Raw genomic sequence first — 24323 nt, forward strand, 5'->3', positions numbered from 1 at the left:
AGAAATGTTGTCTTGGCGAAAAGTACCCGTAGGGTCGAAATCCCGCCGGATGCGCTCAGCCTTTGACCGAGCCGGCCGTGATGCCTTCGATGATGTGCTTCTGCAGCAGCAGGAAGAAGATGATGATCGGCAGAACGCCCAGCGTCAACGCCGCCATGGCGAGATCCCACTGCTTCGTGTACTGGCCGAAGAACGCATAAGTGGCGAGCGGAATCGTATGCAGCTTCGTGTTCGTCAGAACGAGGGACGGAAGCAGGTAATCGTTCCAGATCCACAAGCTGTTGAGCAGAATCACGGTCACCGCAATCGGCTTCAGCAGCGGGAATACGATCCGCCAGAAAATGCTGAACCATCCGCAGCCGTCCACCGTGGCCGATTCCTCGATTTCCTTCGGAATGCTTTTGATAAATCCGTGGAACAAGAAGACGTTCAGGGAAACCCCGAAGCCGAAGTAGCAGACGACAAGTCCGAGCCGGCTGTCCATCAGTCCCAGGTTGTTGGCAACCTTTACGAGAGGAATCATGATGGACTGGAACGGGATGACCATGGCCGCTACGAACAGCAGGAACAGCATGTTGTTCAGCTTGGTGGGCTTGCGGACGAACCGGTAGGCCGACATGGAGGCGAAAATAACGAGTCCGATATTCGACAGCACCGTAATCATCAGCGAGTTGCCCATCACTTGCGGAAAGTGGATGATATCCACGACTCTGGAGTAGTTCTCCAGGCTGAACGACTTCGGAAGCGAAGCCGTATTTTGCAGCAGCTCCGCAAACGGTTTAAATGAATTCACAAGTACGAAGTAGAACGGGACAAGGAATAGGATGCCCAGTAGGGCCGTAAGAATTTCCAGTATAAAGGTCCGCGACGTATACTTGCTTCCGCTGCTCATGATTCCACCTCTTTCCGCTTGGTGTAGGAAACCTGGATGAGGGAGATCAGAGCGACCACGAAGAAGAAGATCAGCGCTTTCGCGGTACCCAGACCGAGCCGGTTATTCCGGAACGCTTCCTGGTAGATGTTCAGCGCCACCGATTCCGTGGAGTTGAACGGGCCGCCTTTGGTCAGGGACAAGTTCAGGTCGAACATTTTGAACGCCCAGGAGATCGTCAGGAACAGACAGACGGTAAAGGCCGGCATGATCAGCGGCATCGTGACGCTGCGCAGCAGCTGCCATTTTCCCGCACCGTCGATCGTGGCCGCTTCCATCAGGTCTTTGGGCACGTTGGCCAGCGCCGCAATGTAAATGACCATCAGGTAACCGGCTCCCTGCCATACCGATACGATCACGATTCCCCAGAAGGCCGTAGGCGCGTCTCCCAGCCAAGGAAGATTGAAGAACGAGATTCCCGTCATCTCCCCGAGCGAGGCGAAGCCTTTTACGAAGATAAACTGCCAGATAAAGCCGAGCAGCAGGCCCCCGATAACGTTCGGCATAAAGAACACCGTCCGCAGGATGTTGCGCGTTTTAAACGCTTTCGTCAGGAGCAGAGCCAGGACAAACCCGACCAGATTCGTTAAAATAATCATGGCTGCCGAAAACCGGATCGTGAACCAGAAGGCATTATGGAAATCGGTATCCTCGAAAATGATCCGTTTGAAGTTGTCCAAACCGATAAATTTAACCCCTTCGCTGACTCCGTTCCATTCCGTAAAGGCGTAATAAAGGCTCATCAGAAACGGAACGACGACGATCAAGGTGAAGAATAAAAGAGCCGGTCCGACAAATACCCATTGCTGGAGCCCGTCGTGCGTTTTGGAGCGAGTCGTCAAGATTTCCCTCCCCCTTTCTGAGTGCAATCGCTTTCAAATGTGTCTTTTTATGATTTATACTGTGATTGTAATTCAGTTTAACGACGTTAAACACACCTTAAATTGCTCCTTTGGTGGACTATTTTGCGCTGAGGGGTAAAACTTTCGCCCGTGTATTTGCATGCCCGGCATCCTGATGTACACTTACTATGCCGACAAGAAGCCGGCATGACCACTAAGCAGCGACAGGGGGAATTGCGATGCGGTCCAGACTCCGCAACAAGCTGATCGCCTTTATTCTGGCGGCTACGATCCTGCCGATCGCGACTTCCATTCTCGTCTCTCACTTCTATACGAAGTCCAAGCTGGAAGACAAAGCGATCCGGGACAATCTGAATCTGATTCACCAGGGAAAGCTCAATCTGGATACCTACCTCCAGAGCGTCGAGCAGAATATGAAGCTTTTGTACCACAATACCGTGATGCTCGAAATATTGGAGAACCGGACGGACAACTTCTTTTCCGAATCCCGGCTGTTTCTGACGGAGCAGGAAATTCTGCGCTCCATGCAGACGTTGAAGTATGCGTCGCAGGATGTCCGGCAAGTTTACTTATATGTGGAACAAGCGCGCAAATCGTATCTTTTATCGGAAAACAGGCTCGTGCGGACCGATCAGGGAGCCGCGCCGTTCAAACCGGATATCCGCCGGGAAGAAAGCCGGATTACGCCTCCTCACCCCATGTCCGCCTACGGCAAACAATTTTTCTTCTACTCGTCCGGAGACGTATTTACCTATCAGACGGCCTTGACCAATATCGTGGACAACATTCCGCTCGGCTCCCTGTCCCTGGATTTCTCGCCGGACACGATCAAAGCGATCTGTGACGAGCTATACTCCAAAGGAAGCGAAGAACTTTATATAATCGGGCCGTCCGACGAAATTATGTACCAGGCCCACCCCGATCCCGAAGGAAGCAAGAAACCCGTGCCATGGCTTCAGGAGCTGAACCAGTCGGCTGCCCGCGCGGAACGCGGTTACTTCCGTTCGGAGGATGCTTCCTACAACGGCATCCATATTTACGAAACCATTCGTGCGCCCGGCGGCAGCTGGCTGCTCGTCAAAGGAGTCCCCGACTCCGTTCTCTACAAAAGCCAACGGGAGCTTACCGGCATTTGGACGCTCGTCGGCGTTATTTTTCTGGGACTGGCTACCGTCGTGACGATTTATGTCTCGCTTCGGATGACGGCGCCTATTTCCGCGCTGATCGGCTATATGAACAAAATCGAGTCCGGGAACATGAACGTGGACATCCGGGTCAAAGCCGACGACGAGCTCGGCGTACTTGCCAGACGCTTCCGTTCGATGATGCACACCATCAATGAGTTGATTCTCCGGGAGTATAAGCTGGAAGTCGCGAATAAAACGAATGAGCTCAAAGCGCTGCAGGCCCAGATTAATCCGCATTTCATTAACAATGCTCTGCAGTCGATCGCCGCCCGTTCCCTCCAGAAAGGAGACCGGGAGGTCTATTCCCTTATTTCCTCCCTCGGCAAAATGATGCGGTACAGCATGAAAACGGAAGAAACGATCGTTCCGTTAAAAAGCGAATGGGACTACGCCAAGTCCTATCTCAAGCTTCAAAAACAGCGTTTCCGGGACCAGTTTGAAGCGGAAATGGAACTCGAACCCGGACTGGAAACGATTCTCGTGCCCAAAATGGTCATCCAGCCCCTTGTCGAAAACTATTTCAAGCACGGATTCGACGGCAGCCGGAGCGATAACACCGTCCGCATCGTATGCCGTTCTTCCGCAGCCCGCAGCCACCTGCAAATCGAGGTTTCCGATAACGGGCTGGGCATCGGAGAGAACGAACTGACGGCACTGCGGGCGGACCTGGAAGCCTGTATGGCGGAAATGGGCCAGCCCGGCGGCCATATCGGCCTGGCCAACGTGCTATCCCGCCTCAAGCTTTATTACCGGGAGCAGACCACCATGGAGATTGACCGCGGACAAGACGCCGGTTTCCGGGTCTTACTGACGCTCCCGATTATGCAGGAAGAAGGTGAAAGTGAATGAAGGCACTCCTCATTGATGACGAAGCTCACGTCCGTGAGACGATCCGGCTGCTTGTGGACTGGGAGCGGCACGGCATCACCGAAGTGCTGGAGGCGTCGTCCGGCGAGGAAGGCATCCGTCTGATGAACGACGAGAAGCCCCAGCTTGTCTTTACCGACATCATGATGCCCGGCCTGACGGGGCTTGACGTGCTCAGCCGGATCGCCGAGAGCGGCATTCCGACCAAAGCGATCGTCATCAGCGGCTATGACGATTTCACTTATGTGCGCAGCGCCCTCCAGTTCGGCAGCTTCGATTACCTGCTGAAGCCGATCGATGAAGAGGAGCTGGAAGAAGCGGTCGGCCGGGCTGTCGCGGCCTGGCGCAGCGAAGAGAACGAACGTACCCAGCGGCTGCAGTCGGAGACGAAAGCGAACCTGTACAAACCGATGCTGGCCGACAAGAGCTTCGTCCAGCTGCTGCTCGATCCCGAGCAGTATCCCCTTCACGCGGAAACGCTGGAACGTGAATTCGGTATCGGCCGGGATCAGAAACAGGTTCTCGCCGCCGTCGTCTCTCTCCAGCCGCTGGATGCGAGGCTGCAGACAAAGTTCGAGAGCGCGATGGATCTGCTCTTGTTTGCGGTCACGAACATATGCAGCGAATTTATGAGCAAAAGCAACCTCGGCCTCGCGTTCCGCCACTGGCACCGTCATGCGGCCGTCCTGCTCTTCTTCGACCGCTTCCATCAGGCGGGAGCGATCCTGGAGGAGATCAACGCGGGACTCTACGCCGCCCTGCGCGGGCACTTCCACCTCGGCTACGGAACGGTCCAGCCGTTTCCCTCCGGGATTCAGCGCACGTTCCACGAAGCGGAGACGGCCCTTCAGCTGCGCAACCTCCGGGAGCAGGACATCTTCCTGCATCCCTATCACGTGCGCAGGCATTCCCTCGGCTCCTTGCAGGCGCCGCTGGCCGCCTTCGAGGACGAGCTGACGCTGGCGGTCCGGATGAACGACTTGGCGGGCATCCGCCGCGTACTGGAGCAGTGGGAGCTGCAAATCCGCAAGCTCCCGTATATCCACACCCGCCAGCTGGAAATGTGGTGGCAGGAGTTTACCCTCCTCCACAGCCGGCTGCTGCTGGAGAACGAGGTCGATGAGGACGGCGAGGAACGGCTGAGCACGGCGGACGACTTGTCTTTCTGCCTGCCGCTTGACGAGCACGGAAAGCCGGACTTGACCATCTGGACGAAGCGGATGGAATCGATTCTGACCGGCATCGCCCAGTTTCTGCTGCGGGGAGACCGGAATTCGGTGATCCGCAGCATTGAGAAGTACGTGCGGCTTCATTACCGCGAACAAATTCTGCTCGACGATTTGTCCGAAAGGTTCCACCTCAGCCCGAGCCATATTTCCCGTTCGTTCAAGACCGAATTCGGAGAAAATTTATCGGATTACGTAACGCGTCTGCGCCTTAACAAAGCCAAGCTGCTGCTGGCCGATCCCGAGCTAAAGATCAATACGGTCGCGGAAGCGGTCGGCTACCAGGACGAGAAATATTTCAGCCGCGCTTTCAAAAAAAGCGAAGGCATCTCCCCGAATCTGTTCCGCAAGCGGAACGCTTGTCCGGAGGCGGATTGAAGGGGCGGCAGACCGTTTGCGCAAGTGCCTCCTTCCCCCGGTTCCATGCCGACATTCCATGCAATCGATCCTTCCTTTTGTTCCATAAAGAAGCGGCGGCCCGTTAGCGGGCCGCCGCTGTTCTTTTGTTTTTTTTATTTCCCGATAATAACCAGATCCGGCGCCGCTTCGGAAGCCGCAATTTCCTCCGCCGCCAGCTTGCCTGGGATTTGGCCTTCTCCGTTTTTCAAGGAGCGGATTCCTTCGGTCGCGTTGAGCGTGACTTCTTTCGCCTTGCCGACCAGCTCAGACGTCTTCTCCCCTACGGTGCGTGCGATTTCCTGCGTTTTCTCCGACACGTTGGCCGCCTGCACGGCAATATCCGAACGCAGCTCCTTGCCCGACTTAGGAGCAAACAGCAGCGCCGTTACCGCGCCCACAACACTTCCGAATAACGCTCCGAATACGAGATCTTTCGTTCTTGTCGAGTTAGCCATTTTACATCTCTCCTTTAAAATTGGTGGGGATTTTCCGGACCGCGAAGCTTCTCCATGCAGTCCGGCCTCAGGGTGCATCCGCTCTCTGCCAAACGGCAGCATAGTCCTTGCGTCAGCGGGGGCGATGCGTCAGTGGCCTGGCGGCTTGGGTCTGCGACTCCCGGCTCCAGCCTTCGGCTTGCGGCTTCCGTTGCTCTGCTTACGGCTTCCAGCAGACGGCTCTTGGCTTAGGTTCTCTGCGGACGCCTGACGGTGTACGGCACTGGCTCCGTCCTCTGCTTACGGCTGACGGCGTACGGCTCTTGGCTTAGCTTCACTGCGGACGCCTTAAGCCAGACGGCTTTTAATTTCAGCCTTCAGCTCGCTCCTCAGCTCGGGCTTCAGCTGGGCTTTCCGCCTTCAGGCCTTCGGCCATCTGCCGGCAACAGGCTCAGCTTCCGGCTTCGGGTATCCGCGGTGCTGCGCCTCTACAGACCTCCCGGGGAAACGCCTTTCTCCCGCCGGGCGGAGGACGGGACGCCCGAATCCGGCGAAGGTGCGGAAGGCTCGGCTGCGGCTTCGCTTCTGCTTTTCTGCCACCGGCGCCACAGCTCGATTCCCGCAGCCGTCCAGTCGGCGGCTTCCGCAATCCGGTTCTGCCGGGTATGTACAGCGTGCTGTACCTTCAGAACCGACTCCGCCAGTGCGGACGCCGCGCCGCCGACAGCTTCCGCGCCTTCATGCAGGGCGGTGCCGAACTTTGCGGCTCCGTCCAGAACGCCCCCGGCGGTGCGGAGGTGCGACCGTGTCTCCGCGGCGAGCTCTCTCGTCTCTTTCAGAAGCTCCGTTGTCCGGTCCGCCGTCTCCTCCAGCCTCAGCCTGGATTGGCCGAGCGCTTCCTCCAGCCGGACGAGAGACTGCCGGAACGCTTGAAGCGCCAGCACCGCCTGCCAGACCAGGATCGCAAATGCGATTGCCGCGCAAACGGCGGACAATTCGATCCACGTCATCCTTTCGCCACCTCCGCTGTTAGTGTGCCCCCGCTGCGGCTGTCTGTCTTCTAGACGAATGCCCAGGGGATAATACAGTATAAGCGTATCTCCCGTTTTTGACACAGCTTCCGGAAGAAAAATGGGGAAAAACGTAAAAACACCCGTCCAACCCGCACAAAACGGGAGGAACGGATGCTTCGATCAAACTCAGATCAAACATCAGACAGCGTTCGAAGATTGAATTTTGGGTCGATAGCCCGGGAAACGCTCTTTAAGCCGGGCGGTAACGAGACGGAAAGCTTCGTCCGTATCTGCAGCTTGCAGCGTAACGGTTTCCTGCTCATAGTTCAGCGCGGCATGCGCATACCGGGGGTCGTAATAGTGCTCCAGCATCAGGGCGACCGCCTCGCCGAACCGGTCTTCCTTCAAATGCTGCTCAATGGCGGCCGCAATGGGCGAATGGATCCGCTTCTTAATGAGCTGATACGCATCGATACATTCTTCCTTATGCGAAGACGGCTGGTAGTCCGCCACGATATTGGCCACACGGCGCTCCATCGGAATGTCCAGAAAAAGGGGGATTCCCGCTTCTTTGGCATTGAACAGGAAATCGGGCATAACCACCTTCCCGACGCGTTTGCTCTCGGCTTCCACGAGGACGAAAGGCTGTTCGTTGACTTCCATCAGCTCATGGACCAGCCTCGACTCGAACGTCTTCTGATTGCTGGGCCGAAGTCCGATCTGGCCGAAAATAGAGCCGCGGTGCTGCGCCATCGTCTCCAGATCCAGCACCGGATATCCGGCTGCTTTCAGCTTCTGAAGCAGCTCGGTTTTGCCCGAACCGGTCGGACCGCCTATCACGACGCAGACCGGCTTGAACTCGAACGTTTCCAGCTTTTCATGCGTCCATTTGCGGTAAGAACGTATGCCGCCCGACAGCCTGTACATCTGAATCCCCATCAGAGATGTCACCGTCGCGGCCGTTTTGCTCCGCATGCCTCCGCGCCAGCAGAAAACGGCCTTCTGCCCGGGTATTTCTTCGAACTGCTTGATAAATGACGGCAGCTTGGCCGAAAAAATCTCCAGCCCCTTCTCCTTCGCCGCCTGAACGCTGACCTGCTTATAAATGGTGCCGACTTCTTTGCGTTCCCCGTTGTCGAACACCGGAATATTTCTGCTTCCGGGGATGGTGAATTCTTCGAATTCTCCCTCCGAGCGCACATCGATCAGTTGGATGCCCCGCTGCTCCTGCAGCTCAAGCAGTTGTTCAACCGTAATATCACGAAACATTGCTGCAAACACTCCTTTGATTTGCCGAAAACAGGCTGTTAACGGATGGTCTTCGCGACGGCAATCCGTCCCGGATGATCGGCCGTCGTTTCGCCGATCATCGCCGCTTCGACGCCTGCGGCCAGCAGCCGGGCGAGCAGCTCGTCCGCATCCGCAGCCGCCGCCGAAATCAGCAGCCCGCCGGATGTCACCGCATCGCACAGCATCCACTGGCCGATTTGATCGATAGACGGATCGAAATCGACCGTATCCTGTACGTGCGCAAAATTGTTCTTCGTGCCGCCCGGTACGAAGCCGGCTTCGGCCAGCTCGCGCACGCGCGGAAGAAACGGCACGTCATCGGCGCCGATGCGCACGCCAACGCCGCTGCCTTTGGCAACCTCGGACGCGTGTCCGAGAAGCCCGAAGCCGGTGACGTCCGTGCATGCGTGAACCTCGAAGCCGTCCATGACTTCGGCGGCCGTTTTGTTGAGCGTCGCCATCACCGACGTGACGCGCTGCACTTCTTCCTCGCTGAGCTGATCCTTTTTGATGGACGTCGTCAAAATGCCCACGCCGATCGGCTTCGTCAGAATCAGCTTGTCCCCGGGCTTCGCTCCCGCATTGGTCCGCACCCGGTCCGGATGAATCAGCCCCGTTACGGCAAGACCGAATTTCGGCTCGTTATCGTCGATGGAATGGCCCCCTACAAGCGTAGCGCCGGCTTCCTGGACTTTATCGGCCGCTCCTCTCAAAATATCGGTAAGCACCTGCTTATCGAGCGTTTTGATCGGAAAAGCCACGATGTTCAGCACGGTCAGAGGCTTGCCGCCCATGGCGTAAATATCGCTGATCGCGTTCGCTGCCGCAACTTGGCCGAAAGAATAAGGATCATCTACAATCGGAGTAAAAAAATCGACGGTCTGCACGAGAGCCAGATCATCGCTGAGTTTATATACGCCTGCATCGTCGCTCGTATCCAGACCGACCAGCAGATTCGGATTCGGCATTGGAGTCGGCATGCCCCGCAGAACCTGAGACAAATCGGCGGGACCGATTTTACAACCGCAGCCTCCTTTGCTCGAGAGGGAAGTTAATTTGATTCGTTGAGCATCTTTCATGGGGTTCACCCTTTTCACACAGAATGGTTGAAGCGCTTCTTCTATTGTATACCAAGCTTGCGGATTCTTAAAATAATCTTGTCGTTTTAGGTCTTGCTGACCGGATTTGTTGATAGCTTGTTGACCGTCCTTGTTTAATCTTATTGATCGTTCACGCGGAGCGTATGGGAGACGCTTCTCCCTTTGATCGGTCACAGCGGAAGGCTGCCGGTCTTTGGCTTACATATCCGTTCGTTCTTATTCTTCGCCCCTCCCGGCTGCTCATGACGACACGCCTTTTCATGTGATAACATGGAGCTATACGGGAGTCTCTCCCGCTCAAACAACCGAAAGCGAAGTGAACGACTGTGGAACGTGAACAGGGACTCCAGGAACTGGAACGCACCCGACTTATCGCCATTCTCCGGGGCGTCAAACCGGGACAGATTATCTCCACTGCCGAAGCGATGCTGGAAGGCGGTGTTACCGTCCTCGAAGTAACCCTTAATACGGCCGGGGCACTGGACATGATCCGGGAGCTGAGAAGCAGGCTCGGCGGCCGCATGTTTATCGGGGCGGGCACTGTGCTGGACTTGGAGGATGCCAGGGAGGCCATCAATGCCGGCGCCTCTTTCCTCGTCACCCCGAACACCGACGAGGCCGTGATCGCGTATTCGGTGTCGCAGGGCATCCCGATTTTCCCGGGCGCGATGACGCCGACCGAGATTGTCCGGGCCTGGAAAGCCGGCGCGCAGGCCGTCAAAGTGTTCCCGAGCACCGGGCTCGGCCTTACCTACATACGCGAATTGATGGGACCGCTGGACCGGGTGCCTATGATCGCCGTAGGCGGCGTCACGGCCGGCAACATCGGCGAATATTTGCAAGCGGGCTGCTATGCGGCCGGCGTAGGCAGTTCCTTGTGCAAGCTCGCCGATATCGAAGCGGGCCGCTTCGATGTCATCACGGCGAACGCACGGCGGTTTACCGCAGCCGTATCCGAGTGGAGGGAAGCCGCATGGACTTCCTGACGTTCCTCGGCACGGGCGACTCGATGGGCGTCCCCCGCGCCTACTGCGACTGCGGCGTCTGCAGCGAAGCCCGCACAACCGGGGTCAACCGCAGACTGCGCTCGTCCGCGCTGCTGGATACCGGCACGGCCGGAGGCCGTCTGCTCCTCGACTGCGGGCCGAACTGGGGCCTGCAAATGGAACGGGCCGGCCTTAGAGACCTGCGCCATGTGCTCATCACCCATGCGCATTACGACCATATCGGCGGCCTTCCGGAGTACGCCGATCTCTGCCGCTGGCTGGGCATCCGCGGCAGGGTGTATGCCGCCGCGGAAGTCGTGGACCGCATCCGCGCCATCTTCCCCTGGATCGACCGCAACCTCGATTATGTCGCGGTCGATGAAGGGTTCTCCTTCGGCGGCTGGGAGATCCGCCTGTGGAAGGTGACGCACGGGGCAAACGGGTTTTCCTTTGCCCTGCGCTTCGACCGCAAGGAGAGCTTCAGCTTCGTGTATTGCCCCGATTCCATCGGCTTGAACGAGCAGGAGAAAGCTCCTATGCGAGGTGTCGATCTCCTTGTGCTCGGCACGAGCTTCTACAAGGAGGAAGGGGCCGGCCGCTCCGTCTACGACGTGACGGAAGCGCTTGACCTGCTGCGGGAAGTGAAGCCTTCCCGCACTGTTTTCACGCATCTGTCGCACGGAATCGACCTGCTGAAGGACTACGCCCTCCCTGCAGGCGTCAGGTTCGCTCAGGCCGGGCTGAGTGTGGCCCTGTCCCGCGATTCCGGCTAACGACGGACTCCTTCGCTCCTTGCGAATAAGAAGCGCCGTCGTCGCACGAGCCGTCGGTTATTCAGCCGAGCCGATCCTGCAGCGCAGCTTTTGTGCCATAAGCGGCATCCGTCTCATTCATGCTTGGTTTAGCTATTGATCTCGGTAGATCCCCGGTTTAGTCCCAAAGCAGGGAAGGAATGCCCCTTAGGAATGGCATCCGGCTCCCTCCGCATCTCTATACTGGCAAAAAGAAGAAGCCCGCCCGGACGTCCGTAGGGACAGGGCTGGCTTCTTCTTTTCATTTTAACGCGGCCGGTTCTATAAAAGAGAAGCTACACGCTCTCCGCCCGGCGGATCTGATACACGCACTTGGTCCCGCCTTTGGCTAAACACTCGGTGCGTTCGACCGGCGTTCCGAGCAGCTCCTGGAACAAAGCAAGCTCACATTGACAGGCTTGCTGGTATTGGTCCGCAACCTGGGCGATGGGGCAGTTATGCTCATTCAGAATATAATCCCCGTTCTCCCCCTGCTCCAAACTAACCATATAGCCGTTATCGTTCTGAATCCGGGCCAGCTCCGCCACCTTCTCCGGGAAAGACTTGCCTTCCATACGGGAACCGTAACGCTCCGAAAGCTTGTCTTTGCGCCTTTGAAAAAGCCTCGTCAGCTTCCCTTCGCCTTCTTCCGCAACCAGCTCCTCCAGAAGATCCAGAGTCAGCGCGTTGTATTTCTTGGGAAATAATTCATCCGCTTCTTTCGTGAGCGAATACATATGCAAAGGCCTGCCCATTGCTTGGCGTGCCAGCTTTGATTCGATAAAACCATCTCGATCCAGCGTGTTTAAATGGCGTCTGACGGCCATCTCCGTGATCCCAAGCTCCTTGGCAAGTTCCCCTACACTGAGAGGGCCCCGGGTCCTGAGCAGAGATAACACGATTTTGCGGGTCGACAGCTCTGCGTCGCGATACATGAGAATCACCTGCCTGATGCCTAGATAGTCTCATTGTATCGTAACCTTTGGCATAAGTAAATTATGAAACATAAAAGTATAAAAACACCGGGATGCGTCCTTTCCCGAGTATCAGATCATTTCCTTCTCGATAAAAGCTTCCACCGAACGGGTGAAATCCGGGAGAATGACGGGCAGTTCTTTCAACAGAGGGTGAACCCCTTCTCTGGAAAACGTATCGTACTCCTGTACGAGAGGCCTGCGAAGTTTCACCAGCGACAGCAAAGCCGCTGTCGTTTCCTCCGAAAATACTTTTTCCATTCCCAAAATTTCGATAATGTCCTCATAGCTGCTTGCGTCCCTCATCAGAAAGCCGTCAATGATCAGGCTCCCCACGTCCGTGACGGTTTCGATCGCCAGATGAAGAACACGCTCCTGGGCCAGGTACGTGATCAGGCGATTGTCGCCGCTTGAGAATGCCTGCTCCAGTTCGCTGCAGCCTGTCAGCAGTTCGGGTACGAAAGCGAGTCTTTGCTTGATTTGATCCACATTAACATAATACATGGCGGTTATTTCCGCCTCCTTTTCTTGCTCCATTTCGACCAGGCCAGCATAATCACGAACATAATCACAACGATTATGACCAGAAGTACGCTCTGCATCAAGTATTCCATGCTGAGCTTGGACTTCCCGCTATCTCCGGCGGCCGCTGCAATGTACATTAGATCCATCTGTATTCCAGTACCTTTCTTGTCGGCTTGCGCCGCTTTCTTCTCTCAACTAAGTGTAGCCAACCCCCGGCGCCGCCGTCAAGCGAAGCCGCGGGCTTCTGGGCAACAACTTCGCAAGCATTTGACGCCAATCGTCACTTAAACCGGGCGAGGATCGCCCAACGGCGCTGTTTCCGCCTGCTGTATTTAGGCAGAGATTTGTAAACGTCGACGGATTCTTGGAAAGCTTCCTTCGCTTTTTCGATACGGCCGAGCTTTTGGTAAAGCAGCCCCAGGCGATAATAAGCTTCCACCGAAGAGGATTGTTCGTCGCGGAAACGTTCCAGCATGTCCACGGCCTGCCGGGGTTCGCTCTCCGCGAGGGCTTCGCCCATTTGCAGATAGGGGTCGCCGTATTTGACGCGGGGGTTAAGCTCCAGCGCTTTTGTCATGTAAGCAAGGCCTTCTTGCAGCTGATCCATTTTCAGCAGACACAGGCCGATCTCATAGGCGACATCCGCCGATTCGGACATGACCGGCTCCACCTCGCGCAAATAGACAAGCGCCTCGCGGTATTTCCGTTTGTCGATCAGCAGACGCGCCAGTTCCAGCTTCGAGGAAGCGTGATGCGGATTCGCGCGCAGCTCCTGTCTCAGCTGCGAGATGCGCCGGTTTCTTTTCAAAGGCCGCAGCAGACTGGGTGAAAGACCGATAAAACGGCGGTCGATGACATACAAAAGAACGAGCAGAATGATCAATGCGAGCAGAGGACTCCGGGTGATATAGAGCAAGAGCGAGAACAGAAAAAATTTCCCAAGCAAACCTATCTCTCCTTCCGACCTTTTCTTTCCGCAACTTATCGTACCATAATTTTCAAAAAACCTCATGAATTTGTTTGTGTGACATTGTTGTGACAGCCGTCTGCGGAGGCCGGGACATTTTTCCTGAAGGAGGTGTGTGCTTCCGGCCTCTTTTTAGTATAATTAGACTCAGCATTCTCACGCAGAAAGGATTTCGGTCTGAATATGAATGAACAACAAGCGCGTAAATGGAGTGTTATGCGGCGCAAAGGTCCCGGTATGTACGTCATGCTCAACTTCGCACTCCCGGTGGGACTAGTCCTGACCGCTCTCGTCTCGCTTCTGGAATACTCGCTGACCGGCGAACTGATCGGGATCTGGCTGCCGATCCGGCTGATCGTGTTCTGCTTTATCGGGTTCTTCTTCGGTATGTTCCGCTGGCAGACGGTGGACAAGAGGTATCAGCAGGTTGCGCCCAAGTACGGATTGCCCGTTCAAGTGGAAAAAGGGACTAAGTAATCTCCGGCCAAGGGCTTCCTTTTCCCGCGGGGTGTCGGAATTTAAAAAGATCGCTTCTTCGTCCTCCGGACGGAAAAGCGATCTTTTTCTACGGGACGGGGTTCTGCGGAGAGGCCGGGAGTCGGGCATCTTGCGGCCTGCAGCATGTAGGTGTCCGCTGTCATGAGACGCCATACCGCGCGCCGGAACTGCGCAGTGTGAAAAGGAGCTGTGGAGCTGCACAGCTCCTGCACGGCTCAAGATGCTCGGGCTCAGGCCCGGAATGAGGCGCGTGAGCTTGCCCGCTTGCCCAAACTCTCGTCGGCCTCAGGTATGTCCAAACGCAGCAGCCTCGGGTCCCGCACGTCTCTATTACCTTGAGGGGGAGTCCCACGGGACATTTAAAAGAAGCCTTCCTCGAGTTCACGCTTGACGTCCCCGTGCTCCAGCAGCCTCGCTTCCAGCTGATCTTTTTGCAGCTCGTAAATGTTGGTCGAGCTGGAAAGCAGCTCGGCGGTAATGTCCTCGTACGCGTCATGCAGGTTGTTGTTGTACCAATCCAGCGCCAGATCGGCGTCATTGCGGTAAACCGGTCCGAGCTTGAAGGACGCTTCCCCGGCGCCGCCTGAGGACAATGCCCCGTGAGGCTTTTCGAACTTGGCCAGCAGCGGCTTGTCAAAGCCTTCTACCGAAAATTCGACATCGGCTACTTTGGTGTCTTTGTGGTTTGTAATCCGGGTTACTTTGGCATGTTTGATGTAGGTCATCGCTCTCTCTCCTGTCATTGGCATTCTATCCTTTAGCAGGTAGTATGCCCGGAGGAGCGTATTTTATCGGCCGCGAACGTTCCCGGACCGGATCAGCCGGATTGCCGCGAAAGCGGCCATGACCAGCAGCACGCCTACGCTGTCCATCCCTACGTCAATGGCGTGCCCTGTCCGTCCCGGCACGAAGCTCTGATGCCATTCATCGGATGCGGCATACAGTACGGACAGAAAACCGCCGGCGAGCCATGCGGTCCAGTAGGGTCTTTTCATCGCCAGCAGCGTGCGGATCCAGAGAAAAGCGAGCAGAGCGAACTCGGATACGTGGCCTGCTTTACGGATGATAAATTCGGCGAAATCATACGGCTTTTGGTACGTGACCAGCCCGCCGTCGTAAGTAAATTCCACATGGGGAATCCACTGCCGGAGCACATCCTCCTGAACCAGATCCCGGAAAAAAGGCCGCATATCCTGCTCCTGGTACGTCTCGGCGGATTTTGCGAAAATAAATATCATCCAGACCAGCGTCGCGGCCAGCCACCAGCCATACGTGCGTAAACGGGGCTTCATGTCTTTGTGCCAGCCTCCTTACACGAACTGCCTGAATCTGCCCCCAACTGCCGGAGCAGGCGGACAATCAGGTGTCCCCGTATTCTTCTTCGTAAGTTTTTTTACGTTTTTTGACCCCTTCGCCCGATGTCTTTCTTTGGATACTCACCAGAGCAAAAAAGTCGATAATGATGACATTGAAATAGCCCAGCAGGAAAAACGCGTTATGAAACAGCACACTGTAGGCGTCATCCGTAATACGGGCCCACCAGAGGCAGACCAAAACCGTCATCACCGTATTGAAAAGAGACGAAATTCCGAAGGAAAGCCATAGTTTACGGGTGCGCCGCATGAGGACGATTCCCATGATCAGCGTGATTCCGAATACCAGAATCGTAAACACCCAGTAGAGCGTATTATTCGACAATAGGACCACTCCTGCCAAAAATTACGTTCCGGCGGAACGCATACTGACCTAAGGGTAGCATGAAAACGCGGCGTTTTACAACAAAGACAGAGCGGTGAATACGTCAAAAAAAGTACTTTTTCGGGTGCCCTGGGCCGGAATGAGACATGGCTTGCTTTGAGCCCCGGATCTATGTATAATACAAATCACGGGTATGATACGGGGCCTTAGCTCAGCTGGGAGAGCGCATCGCTGGCAGCGATGAGGTCAGGGGTTCGATCCCCCTAGGCTCCATATAAGACAAAAAAGCACTCTTCGGAGTGCTTTTTTGTTGTTTGAGCCAGCGGGGCCGAACCCCGAGGGGTTCAGTCCGCGCGCACGGAACGAGTGAATAGGCTTCGGAGCTTTACTTCCGTGGAGGAGCACGGCGTCCGAATCTTCCGCTAGAATGCTGCGCCGAGTTAACTTCGTCAGCCGTTCGATCAAAGATTCGGACATCCCTCAGCGGATAGCCGAGTGCTTGCGAGGCATATCCCCCTAGGCTCCATATAAGACAAAAAGCACTCTTCGGAGTGCTTTTTGTTGTTTGAGCCAAGCGGGGCCGAACCCCGAGGGTTCAGTCCGCGCGCACGGAACGAGTGAATAGGCTTCGAAGCTTTGCTTCCGTGGAGGAGCACGGCGTCCGAATCTTCCGCTGCGATCTGCTTCATTGAAATACATCTATGTACATTTAATCAGGATTCATACATCCCATGATGGATTAGCGAGCCAGTGCGAGCTTAATCCCCCTAGGCTCCATATCGAGCAAAGCCTTGTGTATCAAGGGATCGGATGATTTTTGGTTTCGGTCCCTTGATGCGTTTTCCGGAGTATTTGGGACCGTTTTGTGCAAAATAGGAATGTGCATGTGCACGAGTGCAGGAGCTGAGGTGGTTTATACGAAAAATCGTACAAATCAACGTGGTATGCGCTCGAATGCTCCGGTTTTGTACGAAAAATCATATAAACCAACGGGTTATGCGTTCGAACGCACTGATTTTATACGAAATATCGTATAAACTAGCTCGAGTGCGACTTAGGATCTAGGATTTTATACGAAAAAACGTACAAATCATAGGGACAGCCCTTTTTCCTCAAGAGACCAGTCAGTCAGACCAGTCAGTCGGCAACAGCACAGAGTAAACTAATTATACATATATTTGGTAGCGAAGCACGCCCGGTTTTCCTTTTATGCGAAGGGAATGACCGGGTGTTTTATTTTTTCAGAGCTTGGTAGAGGGGAACATAAACAGTAGATTCATTCATGGAGGTGTATATGAAGATGAGTTTTCAGGTTGAACACGACAAATGGATCCATCATCATCTGACGAGGCGGCAAGGGGAGCGGAAGGATGCACTCAAGAGAGGGCATAGATATGGGAATCACCGGACGATTCGACCTGCGATTGCAGCCAGAGAACTTGCACTTCATAAGGAGACCATCATCAAGTATTGTCGCAAATTGGCAGACAAGGGCCGGCTTCGTGCTGTACCATCCGGAATGACAGGAAGAGTTTACAAGTATGAATATATAGGTTCAACGCAGAGTCTGGACTTAATTTGAGTTGGCACAAAATAACTATAGGGATTCGACGCTACCAGGTCCGCCATGTAAATATAATAAAACCGGATTGTCAGCCTTTGTACCTGTATGAAACAGATACTGATGGATACCATTTCTTCGTCTTTCAAATTCCTTTATTACCCTCATTTGCTTCTCATGATAGTTATCGCCCATTTCTAATACGCCGTCTTCTTCATATCAATGAAAGAGCGAGCCATCCAAATTTATTAGTTTCCAATACCCATGATATTTTATGGGATAACAATAAAAACTACCACGTCAACCGTACAGCCGATGAACGGCAGGCCGGGCGTACTGAATGACTATTAGAGAATTATCTTTATTCCTGCGACTTCTCCCACCGATAAGGGTAAACTTTACCCTAATCCAAACGAAAAGAGGTGATGCCCAAGACAACAAACAGCAAACCCAATAGATTAACCAAGGAAAAGTCGCCGTATCTGCCCCAACACGCTTACAAAATCAATTAATCAGAAACTTGTGTTGATAAGGGCAGCTAGGTCGTGTTTGGTGACAAACGTTATGACCAACCTTCATCTTCCGTGAGACGCCGGTTTTGGTTTTGAACCGTAAAAACAATCCAGAAAATGAACCCTTTTGCCCAAATAAAATGTATTATAAGAGTAATCCTATATTTTACGGGAGGTCCTTATGGGAATCTTATCGAGGTTTAGAGATATTATGGCCAGCAATATTAGTGCTTTATTGGAAAAGTCCGAAGATCTGGAGAAGACGATCGATAACTTCATGCATAGCTTGAACAGCGACCTGGGCCAGGTTAAAGCGGAAACAGCTTCGGTTCTGGCGGAAGAGAGAAGAGTGAAGAGAGCGCTGGATGATTGTAAGGCCGAGATCAGAAAGCTGCAAAATTATGCCGAAAAGGCCGTGGAAGCCGGCGATGACGGGGATGCAATGAAATTCTTGGAGAAGAAGGCGCCGCTGGCAGAAAAAGAATCACAACTGCAAGCCTCGTATGACTTAGCTTCTTCGAATGTCGCCAGTATGAAGCAAATACAGGACAAACTGGAATCGGATATCAGGCAGTTGGAAGCACGGCGCGTAAACCTGAAGGGGAAAATGGCTGCGGCCAAAGCCCAGCAAAGATTGAATGCCATCGGCTCGCCCACAGGTGGCCGTATTGATGCTATTTTCGACACCATGGAAGAAAAGGTGAACAGAGCCCATGACGAGGCTATGGCCATTGCCGAACTTCGGTCTGAAAAGAAGGACAATCTTGATGATCTGTTCGAGCAATATGAAAAAAATACAAATACGAGTACGAATACAAACACTGAAGATGAACTGGCCGCAATCAAAGAAAGAATGAAAAAGAAGCAATAACAGTTTCTTTGTAACAGAGGGAAGCAGATGTCGGTTATCGATTACCAAACGTTTATTCAACCGTCCATAAGTATATGGGATTCCGCCCAAAGGTGGACCACGACAATATCCTATACAATTTCTGGTTTCAATTGATCGTATCACTGGGTTTCGGGGGATTGTTGTCGGCATAATGGTTTATAACTCGGGCGGACGTGTCACGATGAATCAGAAGACCTACGAGGATGCAGGCACTTCAGGGGTTCTGGTGCATCGAGACCAGTACCTTCATACGACCACAACGAAACCGAAGATCCCCAAGAACAATGGAGGAAGCTCAGGCGGCGGAGGCGGAGGGACTACCGGAGGCGGTCATTCGCATAGCGGCGGCAGAGGATCATTTTACTTGAAGGGATGGATAAGAAATGTCTTTTTTCAGAAATCAATTTGCAAATGTTGTAGAATGGGAAGAGTTTAAAGATGATATGATTTTTTGGAAGTGGAGTAACCGGGAGATTAAAAAAGGAAGCAAGCTGGTGATCCGCCCTGGTCAAAACGCGATTTTCGTCAATAACGGCAAGATAGAAGGGATTTTCGAGGATGAAGGTGATTATAACATTGCTTCCGAGATCATTCCGTTCTTATCAACGTTGAAAGTGTCTAAATTTGGCTTTAACAGCGGGATGAGAGTGGAAGTCTTATTCGTCAATACGAAGGAGTTTACCGTCAAGTGGGGAACGCAAAATCCTGTTCTGATCCCGACACCGCAGCTCCCAGGCGGCATGCCGATTCGCGCTTACGGCACATTCAATTTTAAAGTGAACGACTACGTTACGCTTATTGATAAGATAGCCGGGATAAAGGAAAGTTATCTTGTCGAAGACGTCAAAATCTGGATTACTTCCGTACTGGATCAGTTATTAATGAAGTGGATCAGTAAGGAAGGGAAGGACATGTTCAACCTGCAGGCAAATGCATCCGATATTGCCAAAGGTATCCGCGAAGATCTTGATATGCAAGTGATAGACAACGGGATGACGATTACAGGATTTCATGTGATGAGCTTCAATTATCCTCAAGAAATTCAGGATAAGATCACGAAGACGGCTTCCTACGAAATGATCGGCAATCTGCCAAAATATCAGCAGGTCGCTATGACGGACGGCATGGCATCCGGCAACGTAAAAGGCAGCGGCGCCGCTTCGGACATGGCCGGTATGATGATGGGAATGAACATCGCGAATGAAATGATGAAACATATGAACGCAGGTCAAAAGCCTTCGGCTGATCCTGCTCCAACGCCCTCGGCGCAGGCGTCCGAAGGGAAAAAGCTGAACTTCTGCCCGAACTGCGGCACGGAGAATGAAGGGGCCAACTTCTGTCCGAATTGCGGGCAGAAGTTGAGCTATATAAGTTGAATCAAAGATTTTGACCAACGATGAAAAGGGATAAGTACACATCGCAGAGCGGTCTCAACTCTTCATTTTCCAAAATGTATTCCACTTGCTGGTACACGCACAAAACTTCGGCACGCTTGGCGTCAAAGTCGGGATCTCTGCATTCCAAGTAATAACGAACCTTGCGTGGCTGTTGTAATTTAATAAGCTCGTTACCTCAATAAATCAAAATTCCCTTGTCAACAACAGATTTGTTTTGCACTTGATTCCCAAAAATATATAGCTTCTGAAGTTTGGGCAGGTTCACTAATGGCTCAATATTAGAAATCGCGTTATTTTCCAAATGAAGCTCCTCAATTTGCTGCCAATTTTTCATAAAACTTAACGATCCAAGCGAGGTATCCTGCATCGTAAATGAACGCAGAGCCGTAAAATCAGCAAAGTAAGGCATCATCTTGTCTGTTTCATGCAGCCAGTCTCCATTGCCTATGCGAAAAGATGGGTTATTCAACGTTAAATGTTCCAGCGTGTTATTCGCAAACGGCTTCTCACCATTTAATTGAAACGAACATTTATTACAATTTAATGTTTTTACATGCTGCAAATTGAATAATGCACTCGTTTCACTGAAAAAAGTCGTCTCATTCAAATTCAGTGTTTGCAAATTCGGCAGACGGTTTAAAGAACTAATGCCTGCAAATTCTCCACGCTTCATCAATGAAAGCTGTGTCAGTTGGGGAAATTTCACTAAATCTGCCCCATCCAGATTATCAATCGACCCGAGGTAAACTGTTAAAGATTTTAAAGTGGGCGCCTCTACCTTTGGCAAGAATGAGTCTGTTAATACCGCTTGCTTTAAATTTGGTGCTGTGATCGGTGATGCAGTGCCACTGTAACCCGTTATTGTCAATTCGGTCAGTGAAGGCAGACTATTCACAACTTTAAAAGATTCCACTCGATAGAGAGAAGCTAACCGCAGCTTAGTTAACGATTGCTTATTTCTCAGGTGTTCTAAATTCGTAATGCCAGCATTTTCAATATCAAGCGACTGCAGCTTCGGCATATTTTGTAAAAAATCAAGTGTTTTTAAATTTCTGACCAACGTTAGCTTTAACTCTTGCAATTGACTTAGAGCATAAAACGCACTGAAATCTGTCGCATCACTATTATCGAGTGTTAATGACGTTAAACCAGTTAATGAAGACAGCCACTTCAAATCATTGATCATTTTTAAAGACAAGGATTTTAATGATGAAAGCTGGTTCAAGATATGGAAGTCGGTAACAGACTTATCGGCATATGAAATTTCAAGCGACTGCAGATTCGGGAACTGTAATAATAAAGCCATTTCCTCATTACTTCGAATTTGTGTGGAAAGTTCTACGATATTAGCTTTATCGCCAAAATAATGTGCAAACGAACTAAATGATTCGTTAAAGCCGCCTTTATAGCTTTTCAGCCCTTGTAAATGTCGAAAGCTAACTTGGTCACTTTGTGTAATTTCGTATTCACCGTTCAGATTTAAAACGGATAGCCCGCTAAATGCCTCAAAGTCTTTTTGTTCGATTCTTTGTTTATTCAACAGCTTATCTTTGATTACATAGCTGGAAATCTCAGCTTGCTCATTCGTGAACGGATCGTCAAAGCTGTAGCCTATGTGCCACTGATCGTTATCACGGTAAGCAGACAAATAGCGGATCGTTGCGATTTCCTCTTCTGTTGGCATCGCTGCCCCTTTATTAAAAATATCCTTTAGGAAGAACAGGAGAGCTTCGCTTTCAGGCATCGTTCGGATAGGTACCTTTTTTTGAATGCTGTATTCTGTTTGATTGTTGGCCAAAAAGAAATATCCAACTACCGCACAAATGATAATGAACGGCAATAGGAGGATCTTTGAGTTCGATTTTGGCCGTGCTTTGGCAGGAGATGTTCCATAATAATTATTAATCGTCTGATCAACATAATAGACGTTATTCTCCTTCAACATTAATTCAGTTTCACAATAAGGACATTTGAACGTTTGCCCTTCTTTATATTCAATTTTCCCATTACAATTTGGACAATTTAATTTAATAAATTCCACTGGCCACCCCTCCTAATATCCTTATCTATTATGGAAAATTCTATCATTCGTTTTATATAGCCAAAAAATAGAATAAAATGTCCCCCACATCTATTATATTTATTTTTCAATTAAGCTTAGTTGTCTAAAATATAAATGTCAACATTTTCATTACATGTAAGTTATCTTCACCTGGGAGTGCTAGCCAACATATTTCGAGATTAAATGACACACAAAATGTTAAACTAAGAAAATCCCTTATTCGGCTAACCAAATGTTAAAGTATAAATCTTAATTACAAGGCGTATCAACGGGAGCAGTTATTATCCCTTGGTCAGACTCCTGGTCACACTTTCGCATTTTCGTACGCCGCGGCGCACTCGAACGTAAAACAAAAAAATCTAAAAAGCCTTGTCACACAAGGATTTTTAACACAGTAACTGTTACCTACAAAACCCTTACGCACCACTGGCAGCGATGAGGTCAGGGGTTCAGTCCGCGCGCACGGAACGAATGAATACGCTTCAGAGCTTTACTTCCGTGGAGGAGCACGGCGTCCGAATCTTCCGCTAGAATACTGCGCCGAGTTAAGCTTCGTTAGCCGTTTAATCAAAGATTCGGACATCCCCCTGGGCTCCATACGTAAAAAAACCTCTAAACACAAGGATTTACGAGTGTTTAGAGGTTTTTTAATGTGCAAAAATTATACTATAGCAAAAATTTTTTTGAGTTAGTCAGGCTATTTCCACACGATTTTCAAGTGAGAACAAAAGGAATTTTCGATATTCCTCAGTTTAACACGTTTACGGTCGGCTTGAAACTTAACTCAACAACTCTGACGCGCGGCCAGCTTCATCACGAAATCGTTACCGATGCGCTCGCCTGCTTCTGCAAACGACCGCCATTGGTGCAAATTCCATCTGCTCCGGCTTAATTTGTAAACGAATCGCTTCCTGCCAGTTGTCTCTCGTAACGGATTGCTACTTCTTCTCTCCAACACGTGCACTCAGCTGCACCAAGTCCATTCCTTTCAGCGCGCCTTCGATCAGTTCAGGCAGCCGGTCTGGTGAACATCCAAAAGATGGGATTCCGTAAGAAGCAAGCCTTTTGGCGATCGCCTCGTCGTAGGAAGGAACACCTTCATCAGACAGCGCTAACAAACAGAGTACTTTGACGCCTGCTTGATGAAGCTCATCCATTCTTCGCAGAAACTCAGAACGATTCCCGAACTCATAAAGATCAGAGACGAGTATGAACAGCGTCTTCTGCGGTTCTTTAATAAATTGCTCGCAGTAAGCAACCGATTTGTTAATGTCGGTCCCGCCGCCAAGCTGGATGCCAAAAAGCATATCAACCGGGTCATTCGCGCACTGCTCACTTAAATCGACTACCTCGGTGTCAAAAGCTACGACCTTCGTTTCGAGCGAAGGCATACTTGCGAAGATCGAGCCGACGATGGAAGCGTAAATGACGGAGTTTGCCATTGAGCCGCTCTGGTCAATATCAAGAATGACCGTCCATTCCTTGCTTTTGCGGGCCCGGTCGAAGAAATATACTTTTTCCGGGATGAGCAGCTTGCGGTTCGTATCGTAATGTTTCAAATTTTTGCGAATCGTCGTATTCCAATCGAGTCCCGTCACGGATGGAATGGGGGAATGTTTTCTACGGTTGAGTGCCCCCGTTACAGCTCGCCGGAGATCTTCAGACATCCGCTTCATAATTTCATCCACAACTGCTTTGACAAGCTGTCTAGCCGTTTCTTTCGTTTGTTCAGGGATTCTTCCTTTAAGTGACATCAGGGTCGCAACCATTTGTACATCCGGCTTTACTTGCGACAGCAGCTCCGGTTCAAAAAGCAATTGCGTCAGCCCTTTACGCTCAATGGCGTCAGCTTGAATGACCGAAACGACATCTGGCGGAAAAAACGTCCGAATATCGCCGAGCCATTTGGCAATCTTTGGAGAAGAAGAACCGAGACCCGCAGCTCTTGTCTGCCCTTTTTGACCCGAACGAGATGAGTCGTCAATCAACTGTGTATCATCGTAAATGGCCGCAAGCGCTTCATCCATAATCCGTGCTTCCTCATCCAAAAGCTGCGCTAGCGTACTGTCAAAAGACTTCAACTTCTCTTCAGTCGCTGCGCCTAGAATCAAGCGCCACCTTTTCATCTTTTCCAAATTGTCCGCCGTCAT

Annotated in this window: 22 protein-coding genes, 1 tRNA gene and 1 pseudogene; 9 read left to right on the forward strand and 15 right to left on the reverse strand. The window is 51.9% G+C overall.

The genetic code is table 11. From position 1 onward, the window contains the following. Positions 1-55: 55 nt before the first annotated feature. Together AC58P5_RS10910 and AC58P5_RS10915 are read right to left on the reverse strand one after the other, a co-directional pair. On the reverse strand, positions 56-892 hold the full coding sequence (locus tag AC58P5_RS10910; RefSeq protein ID WP_497386295.1) for a carbohydrate ABC transporter permease: 837 nt from the start codon (positions 890-892) through the stop codon (positions 56-58). Continuing rightward, positions 889-1773, reverse strand: a complete 885-nt coding sequence (locus AC58P5_RS10915; protein ID WP_497386297.1) for a carbohydrate ABC transporter permease — start codon at positions 1771-1773, stop codon at positions 889-891. The genes AC58P5_RS10910 and AC58P5_RS10915 overlap by 4 nt, the downstream gene beginning before the upstream one ends. 239 nt (positions 1774-2012) lie before the next feature. Here AC58P5_RS10915 and AC58P5_RS10920 point away from each other — a divergent pair, with 239 nt between their 5' ends. Both AC58P5_RS10920 and AC58P5_RS10925 read left to right on the forward strand, forming a co-directional pair. Next, a complete protein-coding gene (locus tag AC58P5_RS10920) occupies positions 2013-3830 on the forward strand; it encodes a cache domain-containing sensor histidine kinase (protein WP_497386299.1) in 1818 nt (605 codons plus the stop codon). Further along, positions 3827-5452 (forward strand): response regulator, encoded by a 1626-nt coding sequence (locus AC58P5_RS10925; protein ID WP_497386301.1) that lies wholly within the window; start codon positions 3827-3829, stop codon positions 5450-5452. The genes AC58P5_RS10920 and AC58P5_RS10925 overlap by 4 nt, the downstream gene beginning before the upstream one ends. A 134-nt stretch (positions 5453-5586) precedes the next feature. Here the strand turns inward: AC58P5_RS10925 and AC58P5_RS10930 are convergent, their stop codons facing one another. The 4 genes from AC58P5_RS10930 to selD form a co-directional block, all read right to left on the reverse strand. Next, complete coding sequence (locus AC58P5_RS10930) at positions 5587-5928, reverse strand: YtxH domain-containing protein (RefSeq protein WP_497386303.1); 342 nt, start codon at positions 5926-5928, stop codon at positions 5587-5589. A 467-nt stretch (positions 5929-6395) separates the two neighbouring features. Continuing rightward, on the reverse strand, positions 6396-6917 hold the full coding sequence (locus AC58P5_RS10935; protein ID WP_497386305.1) for a DUF948 domain-containing protein: 522 nt from the start codon (positions 6915-6917) through the stop codon (positions 6396-6398). Positions 6918-7118: 201 nt separating this feature from the next. Continuing rightward, entirely contained in the window at positions 7119-8189 is a 1071-nt protein-coding gene (gene mnmH / locus AC58P5_RS10940; protein ID WP_497386306.1) for a tRNA 2-selenouridine(34) synthase MnmH, read from the reverse strand. 38 nt (positions 8190-8227) lie between these two features. After that, positions 8228-9289 (reverse strand): selenide, water dikinase SelD, encoded by a 1062-nt coding sequence (gene selD, locus AC58P5_RS10945; protein WP_497386308.1) that lies wholly within the window; start codon positions 9287-9289, stop codon positions 8228-8230. Positions 9290-9636: 347 nt separating this feature from the next. On the opposite strand from selD, the gene AC58P5_RS10950 reads away from it, so the two are divergent. Together AC58P5_RS10950 and AC58P5_RS10955 are read left to right on the forward strand one after the other, a co-directional pair. Beyond that, a complete protein-coding gene (locus AC58P5_RS10950) occupies positions 9637-10296 on the forward strand; it encodes a bifunctional 4-hydroxy-2-oxoglutarate aldolase/2-dehydro-3-deoxy-phosphogluconate aldolase (protein ID WP_497386310.1) in 660 nt (219 codons plus the stop codon). Further along, a complete protein-coding gene (locus AC58P5_RS10955; RefSeq protein ID WP_497386312.1) occupies positions 10284-11069 on the forward strand; it encodes an MBL fold metallo-hydrolase in 786 nt (261 codons plus the stop codon). Before AC58P5_RS10950 ends, AC58P5_RS10955 begins: the two co-directional genes overlap by 13 nt. A 314-nt stretch (positions 11070-11383) precedes the next feature. Here AC58P5_RS10955 and AC58P5_RS10960 read toward each other — a convergent pair whose 3' ends face one another. From AC58P5_RS10960 to AC58P5_RS10975, 4 genes are all read right to left on the reverse strand, one after another. After that, on the reverse strand, positions 11384-12022 hold the full coding sequence (locus AC58P5_RS10960; RefSeq protein WP_497386314.1) for a helix-turn-helix transcriptional regulator: 639 nt from the start codon (positions 12020-12022) through the stop codon (positions 11384-11386). Between the two features lie 111 nt (positions 12023-12133). Continuing rightward, on the reverse strand, positions 12134-12565 hold the full coding sequence (locus tag AC58P5_RS10965; protein WP_497386316.1) for a DUF86 domain-containing protein: 432 nt from the start codon (positions 12563-12565) through the stop codon (positions 12134-12136). 5 nt (positions 12566-12570) lie between these two features. Beyond that, entirely contained in the window at positions 12571-12732 is a 162-nt protein-coding gene (locus AC58P5_RS10970; RefSeq protein WP_497386318.1) for a hypothetical protein, read from the reverse strand. A gap of 134 nt (positions 12733-12866) precedes the next feature. Beyond that, positions 12867-13532 carry a tetratricopeptide repeat protein gene (locus AC58P5_RS10975; RefSeq protein ID WP_497386320.1) on the reverse strand — a complete coding sequence of 222 codons (666 nt, stop codon included), beginning with the start codon at positions 13530-13532 and terminating at the stop codon, positions 12867-12869. Between the two features lie 204 nt (positions 13533-13736). Between AC58P5_RS10975 and AC58P5_RS10980 the strand changes: the two genes are divergently transcribed. Beyond that, positions 13737-14030: a hypothetical protein gene (locus AC58P5_RS10980; RefSeq protein WP_497386322.1), complete on the forward strand. Its 294-nt coding sequence runs from the start codon at positions 13737-13739 to the stop codon at positions 14028-14030. Positions 14031-14410: 380 nt separating this feature from the next. Here AC58P5_RS10980 and AC58P5_RS10985 read toward each other — a convergent pair whose 3' ends face one another. From AC58P5_RS10985 to AC58P5_RS10995, 3 genes are all read right to left on the reverse strand, one after another. Next, positions 14411-14776, reverse strand: a complete 366-nt coding sequence (locus AC58P5_RS10985) for a hypothetical protein (protein WP_497386324.1) — start codon at positions 14774-14776, stop codon at positions 14411-14413. 63 nt (positions 14777-14839) lie between these two features. Further along, positions 14840-15343, reverse strand: a complete 504-nt coding sequence (locus AC58P5_RS10990; RefSeq protein WP_497386326.1) for a VanZ family protein — start codon at positions 15341-15343, stop codon at positions 14840-14842. Between the two features lie 67 nt (positions 15344-15410). Further along, positions 15411-15749 (reverse strand): hypothetical protein, encoded by a 339-nt coding sequence (locus tag AC58P5_RS10995; protein ID WP_497386328.1) that lies wholly within the window; start codon positions 15747-15749, stop codon positions 15411-15413. 200 nt (positions 15750-15949) lie between these two features. Between AC58P5_RS10995 and AC58P5_RS11000 the strand changes: the two genes are divergently transcribed. The 4 genes and pseudogenes from AC58P5_RS11000 (at position 15950) to AC58P5_RS11015 (ending at position 20090) form a co-directional block, all read left to right on the forward strand. Continuing rightward, positions 15950-16022, forward strand: a tRNA-Ala gene (locus tag AC58P5_RS11000). Positions 16023-18003: 1981 nt separating this feature from the next. Beyond that, entirely contained in the window at positions 18004-18693 is a 690-nt protein-coding gene (locus tag AC58P5_RS11005; RefSeq protein ID WP_497386330.1) for a PspA/IM30 family protein, read from the forward strand. Positions 18694-18752: 59 nt separating this feature from the next. Beyond that, positions 18753-19075, forward strand: a pseudogene (locus AC58P5_RS11010) (TPM domain-containing protein); the annotation flags it as partial. A gap of 22 nt (positions 19076-19097) precedes the next feature. After that, positions 19098-20090, forward strand: a complete 993-nt coding sequence (locus tag AC58P5_RS11015; RefSeq protein WP_497386332.1) for an SPFH domain-containing protein — start codon at positions 19098-19100, stop codon at positions 20088-20090. A 196-nt stretch (positions 20091-20286) separates the two neighbouring features. On the opposite strand, the gene AC58P5_RS11020 is transcribed toward AC58P5_RS11015, so the two are convergent. Together AC58P5_RS11020 and AC58P5_RS11025 are read right to left on the reverse strand one after the other, a co-directional pair. Next, the gene (locus tag AC58P5_RS11020; protein ID WP_497386334.1) at positions 20287-22152 is read right to left on the reverse strand and encodes a leucine-rich repeat domain-containing protein; all 1866 of its coding nucleotides are present in this window, start codon (positions 22150-22152) and stop codon (positions 20287-20289) included. A 959-nt stretch (positions 22153-23111) separates the two neighbouring features. Beyond that, positions 23112-24323, reverse strand: coding sequence for a VWA domain-containing protein (locus tag AC58P5_RS11025; protein WP_452534918.1), 1212 nt, complete (start codon positions 24321-24323; stop codon positions 23112-23114).

Source organism: Paenibacillus sp. JT31N7 (assembly GCF_059692095.1).